Source organism: Pseudomonas sp. LBUM1676 (assembly GCF_059695605.1).
On record NZ_CP166777.1, the window covers coordinates 2137169 to 2156080 of the forward strand.

General features: G+C 57.8%; 15 protein-coding genes and 1 pseudogene. 9 read left to right on the forward strand and 7 right to left on the reverse strand.

Annotated elements, in window-relative coordinates; translation table 11 throughout:
* Positions 1 to 19: 19 nt before the first annotated feature.
* Positions 20 to 772, reverse strand: a complete 753-nt coding sequence (locus tag ACA041_RS10030) for a TetR/AcrR family transcriptional regulator (RefSeq protein WP_497440950.1) — start codon at positions 770 to 772, stop codon at positions 20 to 22.
* A gap of 410 nt (positions 773 to 1182) precedes the next feature.
* On the opposite strand from ACA041_RS10030, the gene ACA041_RS10035 reads away from it, so the two are divergent.
* The 8 genes and pseudogenes from ACA041_RS10035 to ACA041_RS10070 all read left to right on the forward strand — a co-directional run bounded on the left by ACA041_RS10035 (position 1183) and on the right by ACA041_RS10070 (position 10356).
* On the forward strand, positions 1183 to 2409 hold the full coding sequence (locus tag ACA041_RS10035; RefSeq protein WP_497440951.1) for an acyl-CoA dehydrogenase family protein: 1227 nt from the start codon (positions 1183 to 1185) through the stop codon (positions 2407 to 2409).
* Between the two features lie 28 nt (positions 2410 to 2437).
* Positions 2438 to 2944 carry a flavin reductase family protein gene (locus tag ACA041_RS10040; RefSeq protein ID WP_497440952.1) on the forward strand — a complete coding sequence of 169 codons (507 nt, stop codon included), beginning with the start codon at positions 2438 to 2440 and terminating at the stop codon, positions 2942 to 2944.
* Positions 2945 to 3052: 108 nt separating this feature from the next.
* Complete coding sequence (gene mdeB, locus ACA041_RS10045) at positions 3053 to 5716, forward strand: alpha-ketoglutarate dehydrogenase (protein WP_497440953.1); 2664 nt, start codon at positions 3053 to 3055, stop codon at positions 5714 to 5716.
* 23 nt (positions 5717 to 5739) lie between these two features.
* Positions 5740 to 6999, forward strand: a complete 1260-nt coding sequence (locus ACA041_RS10050; protein WP_497440954.1) for a 2-oxo acid dehydrogenase subunit E2 — start codon at positions 5740 to 5742, stop codon at positions 6997 to 6999.
* A 30-nt stretch (positions 7000 to 7029) separates the two neighbouring features.
* On the forward strand, positions 7030 to 7626 hold the full coding sequence (locus tag ACA041_RS10055) for a VOC family protein (RefSeq protein ID WP_497440955.1): 597 nt from the start codon (positions 7030 to 7032) through the stop codon (positions 7624 to 7626).
* Positions 7627 to 7631: 5 nt separating this feature from the next.
* On the forward strand, positions 7632 to 8495 hold the full coding sequence (locus ACA041_RS10060; protein WP_497440956.1) for a fumarylacetoacetate hydrolase family protein: 864 nt from the start codon (positions 7632 to 7634) through the stop codon (positions 8493 to 8495).
* A 67-nt stretch (positions 8496 to 8562) separates the two neighbouring features.
* Positions 8563 to 8943, forward strand: a complete 381-nt coding sequence (locus ACA041_RS10065) for a nuclear transport factor 2 family protein (protein WP_497440957.1) — start codon at positions 8563 to 8565, stop codon at positions 8941 to 8943.
* A gap of 60 nt (positions 8944 to 9003) precedes the next feature.
* Positions 9004 to 10356: pseudogene (locus tag ACA041_RS10070) on the forward strand (outer membrane beta-barrel protein).
* Between the two features lie 59 nt (positions 10357 to 10415).
* On the opposite strand, the gene ACA041_RS10075 reads toward ACA041_RS10070, so the two are convergent.
* The 3 genes from ACA041_RS10075 to ACA041_RS10085 form a co-directional block, all read right to left on the reverse strand.
* The gene (locus ACA041_RS10075) at positions 10416 to 11777 is read right to left on the reverse strand and encodes an outer membrane beta-barrel protein (RefSeq protein WP_497440958.1); all 1362 of its coding nucleotides are present in this window, start codon (positions 11775 to 11777) and stop codon (positions 10416 to 10418) included.
* 58 nt (positions 11778 to 11835) lie between these two features.
* Positions 11836 to 13170 carry an MFS transporter gene (locus ACA041_RS10080; protein WP_497440959.1) on the reverse strand — a complete coding sequence of 445 codons (1335 nt, stop codon included), beginning with the start codon at positions 13168 to 13170 and terminating at the stop codon, positions 11836 to 11838.
* Between the two features lie 115 nt (positions 13171 to 13285).
* Positions 13286 to 13861, reverse strand: a complete 576-nt coding sequence (locus ACA041_RS10085) for a nuclear transport factor 2 family protein (protein WP_497440960.1) — start codon at positions 13859 to 13861, stop codon at positions 13286 to 13288.
* A gap of 113 nt (positions 13862 to 13974) precedes the next feature.
* On the opposite strand from ACA041_RS10085, the gene ACA041_RS10090 reads away from it, so the two are divergent.
* Positions 13975 to 14883, forward strand: a complete 909-nt coding sequence (locus ACA041_RS10090; RefSeq protein ID WP_348124490.1) for a LysR substrate-binding domain-containing protein — start codon at positions 13975 to 13977, stop codon at positions 14881 to 14883.
* Between the two features lie 14 nt (positions 14884 to 14897).
* On the opposite strand, the gene ACA041_RS10095 is transcribed toward ACA041_RS10090, so the two are convergent.
* From ACA041_RS10095 to ACA041_RS10105, 3 genes are all read right to left on the reverse strand, one after another.
* Entirely contained in the window at positions 14898 to 15671 is a 774-nt protein-coding gene (locus ACA041_RS10095; RefSeq protein WP_497440961.1) for an ABC transporter ATP-binding protein, read from the reverse strand.
* A gap of 37 nt (positions 15672 to 15708) precedes the next feature.
* Complete coding sequence (locus ACA041_RS10100) at positions 15709 to 17373, reverse strand: methyl-accepting chemotaxis protein (protein WP_497440962.1); 1665 nt, start codon at positions 17371 to 17373, stop codon at positions 15709 to 15711.
* Between the two features lie 232 nt (positions 17374 to 17605).
* Positions 17606 to 18862 carry an MFS transporter gene (locus ACA041_RS10105; RefSeq protein WP_497440963.1) on the reverse strand — a complete coding sequence of 419 codons (1257 nt, stop codon included), beginning with the start codon at positions 18860 to 18862 and terminating at the stop codon, positions 17606 to 17608.
* Positions 18863 to 18912: the final 50 nt, after the last annotated feature.

An 18912-nucleotide genomic window follows, 5' to 3' on the forward strand; every position in this document is an offset into this window, starting at 1 on the left:
GTGAGCAGGACAGAAGAATTCAGGATTCGGTTTCAGGCGAATAGGCAATAAATTGCCGCGCGGCTTCAGCGTTCATATTGAGCGCCCAGTCAGGCTTGCTCGCCGTCAGTTCTCCTTTCATCCACGATTTCAGATAAGACACGGAAAATGCCACGCCGGCTTCGCACATTTCAGTGCTGCAACCCAGGCTTGTCAGCGTTAGCCGCACGCATGCATCCATGTATTGATTGGGACGGTCCACGCCTTGTTGAATGGCTTGAATGCCATGGGCTGAAGCACCCATAAGAAAGTCTGTCGTAGCGTCGAGCCGGTTAAACCTGAAGTCACCGGCGGCTTTGCCATTCTCGAGATCCTTGGCCATGTATTCCGCGACTAGCGTGTTGTGCTGCCATGCGTCAGCGCGTGTGACAAAACCGGCCCATTTCGAATCAAGGAGGGCACGCATCAGGAACAGCCTGGAGGCTACAGCGGCGCGCTGCCAGGGTTCGGTCAGGACGTCATAGACCGGCAGGATATCGGTGGTCATCTGGTTATTGAGCTCCTGGCCGATGGCCACGAGCACTTGATCCAGCGAATCGAAATAGTTGTAAAAGGTGCCTCGCGATACGTTTGCTTCCCGAATCACATCATCGATGACCGGAGGCGAGCCGCCCGGTGCCGCAAAAACACGCATCGCTGCGTCGAGCAATTTACTGCGCATGACTTCGCGCTTTTTCTTGGCGACTCTTGGGCGGTGATCGGAAACGGCTTTATCGATTTCTGGTATTTGCACTGTAAGGCCTCAAACAATGACACGACGTCAGAGTGACAATTTATAGCTTAACTTTCAGAATGACAAATATGTCTAAAAAACCTTGCGCGGGGTAAATTCTTGTCCTACATTTAACTCAATTGTCGTAATGACAATATCGTCATAAAAATAATAGGAGACGAAAATGTTCAACCCATCACATCCTGCCGCCCGACCTCATCCCACGTCGCCCTGTGCTCGTTCGAATTGGCACGTCACGGTTTTCAAAAGCCATCGACCTTCGGCAAATCTTTGCTGACAGCAAGATTCTGACAATGTAACCAGATCGGGTGATCGCCCGCACACGGCCGAGCAATCAATGCTTGCCGGGGTATTCGCTCACCCGGAATTTGCAAATGACATTTTAGTTCATTATGACATTCGAGGTTGGTATGAGCACAGAAGCGATTTTTCAGAACGTTGATACACTCACTGCATTTGCGTCGGCACCGACGCTGTCAGAGCTGGTTAAGCGCGCCGAGGCGCTGCAGCCGCTACTGCGCAAGAACACCGTAGCGTCGGAAAAAGACCGCCGCACCTCTGAAGAAAACATTGAGGCCATTCGTGAAGCAGGGCTGTTCCGGTTGATGGTGCCCAAACGTTATGGCGGCTACGAAGGCACGCTACGTTCGCACCTCGAGGTGTCCGCGGCGCTGGGCGAAGCGTGTGGCGGGAGCGCGTGGGTCGTTGCATTGACCAACGTGTGTGCCTGGTTCACCAGTCTGTTTTCGGAACAAGCGCAAAACGAAGTCTTCGGCGCTAATCCGGACGCACGCGTCGCCGGGGTGTTCAACGCGTCGCCGACAACTCGCCGGGTAGACGGTGGCCTGATTGTCTCGGGTAAGTGGTACTCGTCGTCGGGCAGCCTTCATGCTGATTGGGCTGTTGTCGGTGCCGAGGAGCGCGATACCAATGGCACAGTCGTCGCGCAGTACCTGGCGCTGATGCCTAAAGCCGATTACAGCATTGAAGACACCTGGTTCACCGTCGGCATGCGCGCTTCAGGCAGCAACTGCATCGTTGCCGATGAAGTGTTCGTACCCAATCATCGTTTGCTGAACATGGCGGGTGCGATCGAAGGTGAATACGCCACTGAATTCAAGGATGAAACCGCTTACCGTGGCCTGTTTGTTCCCTTTGCTTCGTTGATTCTCAACGGCCCGCAACTCGGCCTGGGTCGCGCGGCGTTGAAGTATGTGATCGACAATGCGCCGCGCCGGGCCGTGGCTTACACCTCTTTCGAAAAACAAACTGATTCGGTGGTGTTCCAGACTCAGATCGCAGAAGCCGCCCTGAAGATTGACACCGCTCACCTGCGTGCCTTCCGCGCCACCGATGAGATGGACGCAGCCTCACGCCAGGGCATCAAGCTGGATACGTTGACCCGTGCGCGAATCCGCGCTGACGTTGGCCTGATCAACACCCTGATCACCGATGCAATCAACATCCTGTTGTCCGCGCATGGTGCCGGGAGCTTTTCCGAAGCCAGTCCGATGCAACGCTGGTGGCGTGATTCAAACACCGCAGCGCGCCATGCCGTGGCGCTGCCCGCGGTCGGTAACGAGCTATATGGCAAGGCGCTACTCGGTGTGGAAAACACTGTCACGCCGTTGATCTGAACGCCGCCACGAACCCGAGGATTCTCCTATGGACGCCAAACTTCTGCGCTCGGTCATGGGCCAGTTCGCCACCGGCGTGACCGTGGTGACCTTCGTCGCCGACGGCCAGCCAGCCGGCATGACCGCCAATGCCTTTATGTCGGTCTCGCTGGAACCGCCGCTGATCCTGATTTCAATCCGCAATGCCTCGAGCTTCAACCAGTTTGTGGGTGAGGGCGTGCGGTTCGGGGTCAATTTTCTTGCCGAAAGCCAGCGTTGGCTGAGCGGTCATTTCGGTGGACGGCCGGAGGAGGGCGCTGTGTTGCCCTTCTCCTACCACGGGGACACGCCATTGCTGGACGGCAGTCTCGTGCACCTCGTTGCCCGTACGGTCGACGTGCACCCGGCCGGTGACCACCTGCTCTACATCGGCGAGATCGAACATGTGCGCGTCGGCGCACAACGCAAGCCGCTGCTTTTCTACAGCGGCCGCTACCACCAGATGCACGCCCGCGCGCCCAGTGCCGAATGGAGTGGTTGCGTCGACGTCTGGTGACGTCCGTCCGTAGCAATAAATAGGCGCCTGAAACAGCCCGATGGGGTATTCCGCGAGGAATGCCCAGGGGCAGTTCATGCCGATTAAATGTAAACCGAGTGATTTGCCATGACCGCTAGCATCCGAGAATTGCCTGTGCAAACAGACAACGACATCGATAAGCAGGAAACCCTCGAGTGGCTCGACGCGTTGGAAAGCATCGCCCTCCATGCAGGTTCCGAACGTGTGGATTTCCTTCTGCAACGTCTCGCTGAACATGCCAGCCACTTGGGTGTGCGGCGTTCCGCTCACCCCTATTCGCAGTATCAAAACAGTATCTCTCTGGACAAGCAGACGGCCTATCCCGGCGATCTGGCGATGGAAGAGCGCATCACCTCGATCATCCGCTGGAATGCTTTGGCCATGGTGGCCCGGGCCAACAAGGCGTATGGCGAATTAGGCGGTCACATCGCCAGCTATGCATCGGCCGCGGAGATTTTCGAAGTCGGTTTCAACCATTTTTTTCGCGCCGACAATGCCGAATCGAAGGGCGACCTGGTCTACTTCCAACCGCACTCGGCGCCTGGCGTTTATGCGCGCGCATTTCTCGAAGGGCACCTTGATGAGGCGCAACTGGCGAAATATCGCCAGGAAGTGGATGGAGGCGGTTTGTGCTCCTACCCACACCCTTGGTTGATGCCGGACTTCTGGCAATTTCCGACCGGTTCGATGGGCATCGGCCCAATCAGCTCGATCTATCAGGCGCGCTTTCTGCGCTACCTGGAGCATCGCGGTATCGCTGACACCTCGAAGCGACATGTCTGGGGGGTATTCGGCGATGGCGAGATGGACGAGCCGGAATCCATTGCTGCGCTCTCCCTCGCGGCGCGAGAAAACCTCGACAATCTGACGTTTATCATCAACTGCAACCTGCAACGCCTGGACGGGCCTGTGCGCGGCAACGGTCAGATTATCAAGGAGCTGGAGTCGCTGTTCAGTGGCGCCGGCTGGAACGTGATCAAGGTGGTCTGGGGCTCGGATTGGGATGCGTTGTTTGCGCGTGATCGCAACAACGTTTTGCTACGCCGCTTCGCCCACACCGTTGATGGCCAGTACCAGACCCTGGGTGCCAATGACGGCGCTTACAACCTCGAGCATTTCTTCGACCTCGATCCAGAGTTGCAGGCGTTGGTGTCGCACATGACGCCGCAGGAAATCGACGGGCTGCGCCGTGGCGGTCACGATTTTCGCAAGCTTTACGCCGCGTTTGCAGCCGCCAAACAGCACAACGGTCAGCCAACGGTGATCCTCGCCAAGACCAAAAAAGGTTACGGCATGGGACTGGCTGGCGAGTCGCGTAACACGTCGCACATGCAGAAGAAGCTTGACGTTGAAGCGCTTAAGGCATTCCGCGACCGCTTTGCGCTTCCGATGGATGACGAAGCGCTGGAAGAAATGCGCTTCTACAAACCCGCTGAAGACAGTGCAGAAATGCGCTACCTGCATGCCCGGCGCACCGAGCTGGGTGGTTACATGCCGCGTCGCAAGACTCAGGCTGATGCGCTGTCGGTGCCGGCGCTGGCCAGTTATGCGCAATTTGCGCTGACCCCGGACGAGCGTGAAACGTCGACGACGACAGCAGTCGTCCGGTTGTTCACCAACCTGCTGAAGGACAAGCAATTGGGCCCGCGCATCGTGCCCATTGTCGCCGACGAGGCTCGCACCTTTGGCATGGCGAACTTGTTCCGGCAGATCGGAATCTACTCACCCGTCGGGCAGCTCTACGAACCGGAAGATGCCGGGGCGATGCTCTACTACAAAGAGTCCAGGGACGGTCAGCTGTTGGAAGAGGGCATCACCGAAGCCGGTGCCATTTCCTCCTGGGTGGCGGCAGCCACGTCCTACAGCGTCAACGGCATCACCATGTTGCCGTTCTACATCTACTACTCGATGTTTGGCTTTCAGCGCATCGGCGACTTGATCTGGGCTGCCGCCGATCAGCGTGCCCGCGGTTTCCTGATCGGCGCCACGGCCGGCCGCACCACGCTGTCTGGTGAAGGATTGCAGCACCAGGACGGCACCAGCCAACTGATCGCTTCCACGGTACCGAATTGCCGCGCCTACGATCCGGCGTTCGCCAGTGAGGTCGCGGTGATCATCGATCATGGCAGCCGACGCATGCTCGAAGAGCAGCATGACGAGTTCTACTACCTGACGGTCACCAACGAGAATTACACCCAGGCGCCACTCACTGAAATTGAGTACGACGCGGTGATCAAAGGCATGCGCCGTTTCGGTGGCCGCGGCGACGAGGGCGTTGCCCCCGCAGTGCGACTGCTCGGCTCGGGTTCGATCCTGCGCGAGGTGATCGCTGCCGCTGAATTGCTCGCCGAGGATTGGGGCGTAAACAGCGAAATCTGGAGCGTCACCAGCTTCTCCGAGCTGGCACGCGAAGCCCGTGAAGTGGAGCGCAGCGCACTGTTTGGCGCCGAACTGCAGTCGCAAAGTTACGTGCAGCAATGCCTGTCCGGCGACTTGCCGGTTGTGGCCGCCACCGATTACGTACGCGGCTATGCGCAACTGATCGCCCCCTACATTCATGCGCCCTACATCGCCCTGGGCACGGATGGCTTCGGCCGCAGTGACACCCGCCCGGCCCTGCGCCGTTTCTTCGAGATGGATAGCCAGCACATCGCTGTCGCCGCATTGGCTGCCATTGATCCGCAAAAAGCGGCACAAGCCCGTGAGCGCTACGGCATTGACGTCGCCCTCGACGCCCCGTGGAACCGCTGAATCGAGAACAAGGAGACTAACTTATGCAACAACTCATGGTTCCCGATATTGGTGACTTTCAGAACCTGCCGGTGATCGATGTACTGATCAAACCCGGTGACAAGGTCTCGGTCGAGCAGGCGCTGATCACCCTCGAATCCGACAAGGCGGTGATGGATGTGCCCAGCACCCGCGACTGCACGATTCGTGAGGTGCTGATCAAACCCGGTGACTGCGTTTCCAAAGGCACTGTGATTGCGCACGTTGAGTTCGCGGACAACGTCATTGCCCAGCCGGAGGTAGCGGCGGCACCTGCGCCGGTTCTTGCAGCGCTGCCGGAGGTAACCACGCCAGCGTCGATGCAGGAGGCGGCACCTGATGCGCAAAAACCGCGTGCCGCATCGCTCGTGCTGGCCGGTCCCGCCGTGCGCAAGCTTGCACGTGAACTGGGTGTCGATCTGAATGACGTCAAGGCCAGCGATCCCAGAGGTCGGATTCAGCGTGACGACGTCAAGGCGTTCGTCAAGGCGCAGCGGGCCAATCCCGCGCCGGCGGCTAGCGGGGGCACGGGCCTCAATGTGCTGCCGTGGCCAGAAGTCGACTTCGCCAAATTCGGGCCGATCGAGCGTCGTCAGGTTTCTCGCATCAAGCGTCTATCGGCGGCCAACCTGCATCGCAACTGGGTGAGCATTCCGCACGTCACCAATCACAGCCAGACCGATATTAGCGATCTCGAATCGCTGCGTGTGCAGCTCAATCAGGAGGCGAAGACGGGGCAGGCCAAGATCACCCTGCTGGCGTTCCTGATCAAGGCGTGCGTGGCGGCGTTGCAGCGGTTTCCGCAGTTCAACGTCAGCCTGGAAGGCGATGAAATCGTACAGAAGCAGTACTTCCATATCGGCTTCGCTGCAGACACACCCAACGGTCTTGTGGTCCCGGTGATTCGCGATGTGGATCGCAAGGGGATCGCTGCGCTCGCCGCTGAAATGGCCGAACTCTCGCAATTGGCCCGAGACGGCAAACTTTCTGGAGAGCAAATGCGTGGAGGCTGCTTCACGGTGTCGTCGCTGGGAGGAATCGGAGGAGGGCATTTCACCCCGATCATCAATGCTCCGGAAGTGGCGATCCTCGGCGTCGGCAAAGCCTCGATGCAACCCACGTGGGACGGCTCGACGTTCCAGCCACGCCTGCAACTGCCGTTGTCGCTGTCATGGGATCACCGCGCGGTGGACGGCGCTGAAGCCGGCCGATTCCTCGCTTACCTGGCAACACTGTTGGCGGACTTCCGCCGTGTCTCGATCTGACTCGTCACAACAAAAACAAGGAGAACGAACATGACTGCACTGCAATCAACCGGCCTCGATACCGGCGCCCTACGCATCGCGCCGTTCAAGATGGCTCACCTGGTGTACCGCTGCGCCGATCGCAAATCCATGGTCGATTGGTACCGGAAAATATTCCAGGCCGACCTGGTGTTCGAGGACGACATTCTGACCTTTATCACCTATGACGATGAGCACCATCGCCTGGCATTTTTCAACATGCCGGATCTGCCGGAAAAAACCGACAACATGGTCGGTGTTCATCACATTGCCTACAGCTATCAGAACATTGGTGAAGTGTTGGCGACTTATGAACGCCTCAAGGGGCTCGACATCATGCCGGTCTGGACCATCAACCATGGCCCCACCACGTCGGTTTACTACCGCGACCCGGAAGGCAACGACATCGAGTTGCAGGTCGACAACTTCGCTGATGCCGCCGATGCCGCTGCCTTCTTTCATTCCGAGACCTTCGCCGCTAACCCGATTGGCACCGAATTCGATGCCGATGAACTGGTCGCGATGTGGCGTGCAGGCGCCAGCGATGAACAACTGTGCGCATTGGGCACTGCCGCCACTGGCGTAAACCTCGGCCCTCAATACAGGTAAACAGCATGAAACTGTGTACGTTCCAGATCCAGGATGGCAGCCCTGCCGTTGGTTTGGTTGTCGGTGAGAAGGTCATTCGCATCAGTGATCATTTCAACGCGGCACCCGCCAGCATGATCGAATTGATCAGCGCGTGGGCCGATTGGCGCGAGCCTCTGCAACAGTTGGCCGGGAGCAGCGGTGCGAGGGGCATTGCACTTGATCAGGTCACGCTACTGGCACCGGTGCCGCGCCCGGGCAAGATCCTCGGCATCGGTCTCAATTATGCCGACCATGTCGAGGAGTCGGGCATGGACAGGCCGGCGGACCAGTTGTGGTTCGCGATGATGAGCACGGCGGCCAATGGTCCATTCGCGCCTGTCGATTTGCCGAAAGTGTCCGAGACCCTCGACTACGAAGCTGAAATGGTCTTCATCGTCGGGCAGCGCTGTCGCCATCTCACCCCGGAGACTGCGCGGACGGCGATCTTCGGTTACTGCGTCGGCAACGACGTCAGTGTCCGTGACTGGCAACTGCGCACTTCGCAATTCACCTTGGGCAAGTCGTTCGATACCCACGCGCCATTTGGCCCGTGGATCGTCACGGCTGATGAGATTGGCGATCCCCATCAACTGGGCATCAGATGCTTTGTGAATGATGAAAAGCGGCAGGAATCAAATACCAGCCAACTGATTTTCGATTGCTACCAGCAAATCGAGCACCTTTCCAAAGTCATGACCCTGGAACCTGGCGATGTGATTTTCTCCGGTACGCCGGGGGGCGTCGGCGCGGGTTTCAAACCTGCGCGCTGGCTACGCAAAGGCGATCGGGTACGTGTCGAGATCGACGGGCTCAGCGCCATCGAAAACGTGGTGCGCAGCGAAATTTGAGTGATGCACAGCGAGGGCCGCATGTGCAGGAAGCGGCCCTTGGTATTTCCTTTCGGGAGAAACACCCATGAATGATCAAGCCATCGCCAACGCCATAATCGATTTGGAAAATGCTCGCTGTCGTGCATTGGTGGACGGCGATATCGGCGCTTTGGAAGAGCTCGTTGATGATCAGTTGGTGCATATCCATGCCACCGGTCAGGTCGACGACAAACCGGCTTACTTGCGACTGGTCGAGACGGCCATCCGATTCTTGCGGGTGGAACGGCAGCAGGATTTTCACGTTCAGGTCCACAGCGACATCGCGGTTGCCACCGGGCGTTTGGTGCAGAGCATCGAATTTCGCGCCACCGCAGAGCGTCGTGAAATGGATGTGATCACCACGCAAGTCTGGCTGCGCCGTGGTAACACGTGGCGCCAGATCAGTTTCCAGGCCACCAACCTCTAACCCCCACTTACGGCCCACCCCTAGAGGTGGGTTTCTGACAATAACAACAAGAGACAGAAAATGAAAAACGTTAAAGTGAAAGCGCTTAGCGCGGTTCTGGCCGCCCTCGCGATGGTGAACTGCTATGCCGATGAAACTGAAAAGACCGGTGAAGGCACGTTGTTTCGTAGTGTGTTCGGCCACAGCCTAAAGCGCGATTACGGCATCACCGTATCGAACCTGCTGGACATCGCCTACTCGCGCAATAACCGTTCGAACCATAAAGAACGAGAGGACGGACTGAGCAATTTGCCCATCACTGGCATGTCGGATGAAGGGTTGGAATTGGGTAGCCTTCACCTTTTCGTGGATAAACAACTCAAGGGCAACTTCATCCCGCGCATCACTCCGCTGCCAGGCCCAACGCCAGGAGATTTTTCTTTCGGTTTTACCGCCGAACTCAACTATGGTCGTAACTCGCAATTCGCCAGGACCTACGGCTGAGATATGGCGTTGGACATGAACGAGCAGGTCAATTCCAAAGCCCAGCGTGACAAAGACTATTTCCTCTCGATTCCCAATTCAGCCGTAGAGATGTATGTACCTTATGGCCCTGGTGTCAGTTTCATGGCCGGCGTATTTGGCCCGGCGATGGGCTATGAAATCCCGCCCAATGTTCGTTTCGCGAGAAACCCTTTCGCCAGCAAAACCTACGCTTTTGTCAGCGAGCCCGGCACAGTCGCCGGGGTGCTCGCCAGTAGCCGTGTCTACAACGGTGGCTCGGGTATTTTGGGGGTCGAATTGGGTGTGGTGCAGGGTTGGAATAGTCTTCGTGACAATAACGACGACAAGTCGCTGATGGGAGCGGTGCGCTGGCGCACGCCGGATATGAACACCTGGATCGATTACGAATTCATTGTCGGCAATGAACAGAATGACGACTTCAGTGACGTGCAGGCACCACCCTCGCGAATCGTTTCGCCGTCGGGGCAATTCAAGCAGCAACACTCGCTGAATGGCTGGCACAAATTCGACCAGCAACGGTCGATGGGCGCCGAAGTTGTTTACGGCCGGCAGAATGGGGATGGAAAAGCCTCGACGGTCGATGTCGTCAATGGTCCGGGTTTCGATGGCGCTTCCTGGTGGGGCGCCAACGCGGTGGTGACCTATCAGATTCAACCGCAGCTGTCCTGGTCTCTGCGGGGCGACCACTTCAGTGATCCAGAGGGTTTTGTCCTCTTCCCGACAACGACTGCCCGAGGTGACTTCAATGCGGTCACCACGGGGTTTCGTTATGACGTCAACAAGAACCTGTCGCTGCGCCCGGAATTTCGTTACGACTGGTTCGATGGCCGAGATCATGACCGTCCATATGGCAACGGTCGTGATCGCACGCAACTGAGCACCATGGTCGAGGCGCTCTATTATTTTTAGTACGGCTTCAACGCCATCGCTCTGTAGTGAACTCACCGAGCGATGGTTTTTTGCGCCTCTCAGAAGTACACCAGCGCTTCCACGGTAGCGGTCAACTGGTTGCGGGCATCGCCTTGACCAAACGGAAGGGCATCGTCGCGGCCATTGAACCAGTCGTATCTCAACTCCGGCCGCAGGGTCAGGTATTTGTTGAAGTCGTAACGGGCCCCCGTCGTCAGTGCATTAAACGCGCCGGGAGCGGTGGAAGAGGGGAACAGGACGTAGCCGTCCGGGTCGTCGAAATGCTCGGCGCGTACTGAGAACGACAAGTCCTTGCGTTGCTGGTAGGTCAGCACGACGTTGGCACCCCACCAATGCGCGCCATCAAAACCGGGTCCCGTGACGATGTCGACGGTGGAAGCCTTACCGTCTCCGTCCTGGTGGCCGTAGACCATTTCCCCACCCATCGACCATTGCTCATTGAACCGATGCCAGCCATTGAGCGAGTGCTGTTGCTTGAACTGGCCATCGGTTGAAATCAGTCGACCGCGCGGCGTCTGGATATCGCTGCGACTGTCGTTCTGTGAGTCGCCGACCAGAAACTCATAATCGATCCAGGTGTTCATGTCCGGCGTGCGCCAGCGCAACGCACCGAGCAGCGCCTTGCTGTCGTTGTTGTCGCGCAAGTTGCCCTGACCCTGAATCACCCCCAGTTCCGCACCGAACAGCATGCTGGAGTTGTTGATCAAGCGTTTGCCCAGCAGGAAGCCGGATACGGCGCCGGACTCGGTCATGAAGGCATAGGAGCGGCTGGCAAACGGGTTGCGTGCGGCACGGATGTTAGGTGGTATCTCGTAACCCAACCCTGAGCCAAAGATACCGGCGATCGCGGTGAACCCACCTGCATAGGGCAAGTAAGCGGTGGCGGCAATGTTGGGTACAGCCAGAAAATTCTGCTTGTCGCGCCGGGCCTTGTCCGCATCGTTATCGCCGGGCGAGTTGATGCCCCAATGCATATCCCAACCATACGTGCGCGCCTGCTGGGCATTACGACCATAGGCGGCTTCAAGGGTAAATCCGAAAGAGGCCTCGGTCGGCGCCGGGCCCGGCAATGGCGTGACACGGGGAACGAAGTTGGCCTTCAACGCTTTATCGGCAAACAGGTGAAGGGTGGCCAGTTCAAATCCTTCGTCCGAAAAGCCAGCGATCGGTGTGTTGGTTTGCCCTGACTTGCGGTCGTCGCGGGATGAGTTGTTATTGCGTGAGTAACCGGCGTCCAGCAGGCCGGACACTGTAATGCCGTAATCGCGTTCCAGAGAGTCGCCGACAATGCTGCGAAACACGGTGCCTTCGCCGACGTCTGCACGCTGCCCGGCCAGGCAATGGCTTGTTGCGAGCGCGAGCAAAACCGCACCAAACGATTTGACGTTGATGTTCTTCATGGGGTTTCTCTTATTTTTGTTGGGGAAGCGGCCATTCGCTGGCCACTCGCGGCGGCCGTCAGTTGGTAGCGGGTATTCCCACGGCTCGGTTCAGGCGCCAGAAGCTGAAGATGCCAAGCGCCGCGATGGCGGCGGGAATGGCGGCGGCCACCAGCAGATCACTCGTGGACCACTGCAGGTGCAGCAATGTGGCGCCAATGAACGGTCCACAGATGCCGCCCAGGCGACCGACACCCAGCGTCCAGCCAGTACCGGTGGCGCGCAAGGCGGTCGGATAAAAAGTCGCGGTCATGGCGTTCAATGCCGCCTGGCCGCCGAGGATGCCAAAGCCTGCGACAGCGATAGTCAGGTAAGCGAGATTGATCGAAGCGTAGAAATGGCTGAACAAAAGAATGGCAATGGCAGACACGATAAACGTGGGCACCAGCACGGTGCCGAAGCCGCGGCGGTCGACAAACCAGCCCAGCAGCCAGCCGCCCGCCAGGCCACCCAGCCACATGGATGTGCCCGCAAGCACCGCTTGTGAAGGGGTGTGGCCTGCGCCGCTCATCAGTACCGGCGTCCATGAGGCGAGGAAGTACACGCAGAGCATGTTCATAAAGTTGATCAGCCACAGCAGCAGCGTGCCCGGCAGCCGACCTTCGGCGAACAATAGAGAGAACGACAGGCCTTTCTTGCGCGGTTCACCGATGACCAGGACAGTCTGCGGATCGATCTGCAGGCCAGGCTCAATGCGTTTCAGGATGGCCCTGACACGGTCGAGCTGGCGTGCACGCAGTACGCTCCATTGAAGCGATTCGGGCAGGGCAAAAAACATCAGCACACCCACGCACAACGGTGCGATGGCGCCCAGGTAGAACACCGCTTGCCAGCCGTACTGTGGAATCAGCGCGGCTGCAATAGCGCCGCCGACCAGGCCGCCGACCACCATGCCCGAAGACACCAGCGTCAACAGCATGACGCGGTTGTGCCTCGGTGCAAATTCCGTCACCAGGGTAGCAACGTTCGGCACGATGGCACCCATGGCGATCCCGGTGAAAAACCGCAGCGTCATCAGGCCATCCACCGTCGTCGCGTGGGCGGTGAAAAACATCAAGACCGCCATCACCAGCGAGGCGGCTACAAGTACTGGCCGCCGCCCCACGCGGTCGGCCACCGAGCCCAGCGCGAGCGACCCGATCAACATACCGAGCATGCTGATGCTGAACACCGGACCCAGGTTGGCTTTGGGAATACCCCAATCGGCAATGAGGCTGGGGGCTGCATAGGCCATGGCTTGAATATCGAAGCCATCGACGACCATGCACAGGAAGCATTGAACGAGCACAAGCAGCTGAAAGGCGCCCAACCGGCTTCTTTCGACGATCGCGCAGATGTCGAGTTGATTGTTCACAAGCAAATACCTCTGTTGTAATTATTTTCGGTAATAGCGGTGTTTGGTTTGCAATATCGGAACGAGTGGAGGGTGCGGATAAGCTCTCGGTTAAAAGGTTGGTAATCGCGGCTTGTCAGTCAGCGAGCCATGCGCGAGCTTCGGCCCGTATGCCTTGTTCAAGCTCACTGCCGCGAGTGGCAAACAGACGATTGAGTGGAAAACCGCTCTTATCCAACAGATAGGCCAGTGGCGCGTATTCACGCGGATAACGCGCTACGAGGTCACGATCAATCTCGACCAGGCCTTGTGGGAAAGTGAAGCTACCCATGTCATAGATGCTTTGGCGTTTGACCAGCTTCCACAGGCCTTCGCGTTTTTCGGCCAGGTCATAAAAACGGTTGTGCACGCTGCACCCCAGACCCAGCTTGACGTTTTCGGCCACGATTACCGCGTTGGTTTCGACAATGGCTTTATTGCCGTTGAAGGTCACCACCGGGGTGCCGATCAAGTGTTTGGTGCGCAGGTCGGAGTTGCCCATGCGCTTGGAGCCTTCGACAAACTCGGCGAACGGCCCTTCAAACCAGGTGATTTCAATGGTCCCGTCAGGATGAGCGAGGTTGGCCAACTCATCCCATTGGCCCAAGTCACGATGAATCCAGCCGGTGATCAGGTCAGTGATTTGAAACCGGTCTTCGAGGTAAGTCTGCATGAGGTGTCCTTGGCAGGTAACGGAGTGTCGGATTCAGCATCGTCCTCTGGACAGATAACTTCAAATAGATTGATATGAACGATCAATCATTAAATCTGATGAGGCTTACGGCAATGGATCTGCGGCATTTACGTTATTTTCTGGCTGTTGCCGAGGAAGGCCATTTTGGTCGGGCCGCCCAGCGTCTGCACATCGTTCAGTCCGCCCTGAGCATGCAAATCCGTTCCCTGGAGGAAGAACTCGGCGGGCCTCTGTTCTTGCGTACCAGCCGTCGCGTAGAGCTCACGGAGGCGGGTGCCCTGCTGCGTGCCGAAGCACAACGCACCCTCGATCAGGCGGCGCACGCCCAACAAGTGGTGCAGCGGTCTCTGCGCGGCGAAATGGGCACCGTACGGATTGGCTTCGCCGGCAACGCCGTGTTCAGTGGTAGGTTAATGGCCGACGTTCGCGCCTTTCGTAAGGCGTTCCCGGACGCGGAGGTCGTCCTGCGCGAGTTGGCGCCGCACCTGCAGGTCGAAGCTATTCAGAACGGCCAGCTGGATTTGGGGTATGCCCCCAGTCATGGCGGACAGGCTCTGGACACCGCACTCCTGTTTGAGCGAATTGGCACGTGGCCCTTGGTCGTTGCAATGCCCGAGGACCATCCGTTGGCCAATCAACAGCCCTTGCGCGTGCCGATGCTGGGTGCCGAGTCGTTGATCGTCTATGCCGCCCACGGTGCGGATGAACACATGCTTGCCGCGCTTCGCAAAGCACTGGGGCGTGAGCCCAAGGTTCAGCGCACCACCAGCACCTTGAGTGTGCTGGCATTGGTGGCCGCTGGAATGGGCGTAGCGCTGGTGCCCGAGCCGTTGACACAAGTGATGATTCCCGGCCTGATCTATCGAACCTTCGATGACGTCGAACCCCAAGCCGACCTGTTGCTCATCAGCCGTGTGAATGAAACGGCGGGTACGGTGCACGCGTTCCTGAAGGTGGCACGCCAGGGAGGAATGGCCGCTGCGACTCCAAGACAGTCCTGACTGGCAAGCTTCTCTTAGTCGTGCCAGCAGCGGTACCAGCCATTTTTCTCGCTGATGTGTAGCGGGGTCTGATACAGCTCTGACAAGGTTTCACTCGTCAGAATGTCGGGTTTTGGGCCGTCAGCAATAATTTGTCCTCGGTTGATTAGCACCACGCGGTCAATTTCGGGAATGATCTCGTCAACGTGGTGAGTGGTGATGATCAATGACCGGTCCTTACTGCAAAAGCTGCGCAACAGCGTCAGCATGGCCACGCTGGCGCCCATGTCCAGGCCATTGGAGGGCTCATCGAAAATCAACGCCTCGGGATGATGAACAAGTGCTCGGGCCAGCAGGAGACGCCGCCTCTGGCCCGTGGAAAGGCGCTGAAACATGCAGGCCTCTTCCTGCGCAATTCCGAGTCTGGTCATCATTGCCCGCGCCTGATCGACCTGGATATTCGTCGGTTGAAGGTGTTCATGACTGCCAATGGCACCGAAAAAACCGGAAACGACAACCTCTAATGCCGTGGTATAGGGCGTGTAGTTCTCTTGCAGGTCGTGCGAAACAAAACCGATCCTGTCCCGCAACTGCCAAAGATGAATCGTTTCGCTGTCAAAAAGCTTCAGGTAGCTGCCTTCCTGCGCAACGGGATACAGCTCCCGGGTTATCAGTTTAAGCAGGGTGCTTTTACCCGCGCCGTTGGGGCCCAGGATTGCCACGCGCTCGTGCGGTTCAATCTTCAACGACAACCGATTGAGCACCCGTGTCTGTTGTTGGTACGCGGTGACTTGGTGGAATTCGATCATGTATAAAACCTCGCGCAAAGAATGCTGAACGCCCGAGCTAGAGGCGAAACCTGTTGATGTGTCCGCGCAGACCCGTGGCCAGGAGCGACAGTTCTTCGCTGGTCGAATGAATCTGTACCGCGCCCGCCGAGGTTTGCACCGACAGATCACGAATGCTGATCAAGCTCCGGTCAATTTCCCGAGAGACTTGGGCTTGCTGCTCGGACGCGGTGGCGATGACGATGTTCATTTGACTGATTGACTCGACTGCAATGGTTACCTGTTGCAACGCCGAATCCGCCTCTTGAGCAATGCCTAAGGTTGAGTGGACACGATCCGTGCTCAGTTGCATGGACGACAATGTGTGCGCCGCCACGCTGCTTAGCTCGCTGACCATCTGTTCAATCTCACCCGTAGATTGCTGCGTGCGAAAAGCTAATGCCCGCACTTCCTCGGCGACGACGGCAAAACCACGACCGGCTTCGCCAGCCCGGGCGGCTTCAATCGCCGCGTTAAGCGCCAGAAGGTTGGTTTGCTCAGCGATCGACCGTATCACCTCTAACACCCGGTTAATGCCGGACACGCTGCTTGCAAGTGCTTCTACGCGATCTGCGGTAATGGAAATGCGCTCTGCTAATAGTGAGAGCGACTCAAGTGTTTCGACGACGCGAGCTTTCCCGGTTTGTGCCGCGACATCCGTGGTTCGTGAAGCCTGTGCCGTTGCCGATGCATTTTTCGCCACTTCATCGACTGCAGCGGTCATTTCATTCACGGCTGTGGCGGCTTGCTCGATTTCCCTGTTCTGTTCCTGGAGCCCGCTCGTGGCGGTTGCTATCACTGAATGAAACTGCTGCGAGGATGAAGCCAGCAGGGTGGAAGAGTCCGTTATACGCAGGACGGTGTTGTGAAGATTGCCCTGCATGGCCTTCAATGCCTGAAGTAATAAGGCCGGCTCATCTTTCCCCGTATCGTCGATCGAAGAGGTCAAATCACCTCGCGCAATGTTCTCCGCTACCTTAAGAGCATTGAGCAGTGGCTGGTTAATACTTCTGGTGTATAGCGTTGCCAGCAGTACCGTCAGCAGGGCGGCCAGCGCCATTGCCGCAATGACCCCCGTCACGACACGATCACGTGTCTGCTGTTCGTTTTCAGCTGCCTGGTGATAATGCTTCAGATAAAAATCCAGCAGCTGCCCCGAGCTGACGCCCAGTTCCATGGCAAATTTATCGATGGGGCCGTTCAGTATCTCAATAGCCGATGCCGTTTGCCCACCTGCTGCGAGCCGGATGACTTCGAGTCGCTCATGACTGAAAGCCTTGTAGGCTTGAAGGTAGCGTTCGAAGATTTCCTGCTCCGACTTTTCGTGCAGGTGCGTGGCAAAATCATCTTGCTGCTGTCGAACGCTTTCGATTACTTGCATCAGTGCAGTTTTATTGGCAACCAAGGCTGCCGGGTCCCGTAGAACGACCATCCGAAAGGTCATTATTCCGGCTCGATCTTCGGTTTTGTTCAGCTCTGCAAGTCTGTTGAGTCCGGGGACCCAGACCTCTCTGATGGCTTCGGACTGCACGCTCATTTGCTTGACCATACTCAATGAGAACAGGCCCAGCAGCAGGACGACCAAGCCAATCAAGCCAAAGCCGAAAATTGAGCGTGGTGCCAACTTCATTTTTCTGAAAAACAACGGATTTGTCCTCAAAGAAGGGGATCGCAGCGTGCGCATTGATGGACGCTTTGTTTTTTTGCCGCTGTCTTGGCGAACATCAGATGAGATGGCGCCGGCTTGTGGCCGGCGCCTTACTTCGATGAAACGCTCAAGGGATAAATCAGCGCCGGGCGATCGTGGCGCCTGGCGCTGGCACGCTCATCGTGTGCGTGGCGCGGGAGAGCTGTTCTTGCGAACAAACAATCCCATTCCGACCTCCTGTCGCTCCCCGGGTGGAGAGTGAATTTTGTTAAACGCTGTCGATGCCTTCGACCCCAGGCTCGGCCACTCTGGCGGGTGCGGTTTCACGTAAACAGGTCGCGACCAGCAACCCGACCACCACCGCGCCGAGTGCCAGATACATCGTGTTTTCGATCCCGTGATGCTGTGCGATATAACCCGCGATAGCCGGCGCGACACCGCCGCCAAAAATCTCACCAATGCCCACTACCAACCCGGTAGCGGTAGACGTCAGCGCGGCCGGCACCGATTCACTGGTGAGTGGCCCGACCGTCATGCAGATCATGCTGAAGTTGAAGAAAATCGTCAGAAACAGTAGCGCGAACAACTTGACCGGCTCGGCACCAGTGCCCATCAGCAACCAAAGAAATGCGCCGGTGGCGACGAACGATATGAGCACCACCGGTTTACGGCCGATGCGGTCTGACACGGCAGGCATGATCAATTGCCCGAGAAAACCACCCAGGCCGATGGCCGACATGACGAAGCCCATCTGCTGTACTTCCAGGTGCAAATAGTCCATCAAGTAGTTAGGCATCATCACGCTGATCACGAACAGGCAGGTCAGCATGCAGAACATACCGACGATGTTGAGCAGCACGTTGCGATAGCGCAGTGCATCCAGCCAGCTCGGGTGATCCACTGCGGCACTGGCTTCGGCTTTTTTCGCAGTGGCTGCGCGCGTTTCCCGCAAGTAACGGTACATCGCCAATGCCAGCAGGAAACCCGGCAGCGAAACGATCACGAACACCCAGCGCCACGAAGGCACGACGAGCAACAGCTGTGTGGCGAGAATGGGTGCGAGACCCAAGCCGAGGATCGGGAAAAACGCCTGCTGAATGCCGATGTTCATCCCGCGCCGGCGAGGATGCGATGACTCTGCCGTGGCCGCCAGGGCTGTTGGGGTGAAAGCGCCTTCGGAAATGCCCATGATCGCGCGGATCAGCATCAACCCGCCTATGCCGGTCGCCAAACCGGAAAGGCCTGCGAGCAGCGAAAATACCAGTACGGCCGGAATCAGCACTTTGCGTCGACCGATGCGATCGGACAGCCGCCCCATGAAGATCGAAGAAATGCCCCAGGCCAAGCCCAGTATCGCTGTCACGTTGCCCAGATCCTGATAATTGAGGCCCAGGTCTTTCATCATCACCGGGAACAGAGGCAGGATGATGAACCGGTCCAGGCCCACGAGGCCGAAACCCAAGGCCAGCAGAGCTACCGCTTTGAACTCGTAACGCACATCCCACGCATGCTTATTGTTGTTCATGGTTGTTACTCGGATGAAGTTGAGGGTTAGCGGCCGTATGCAAGCCCGGC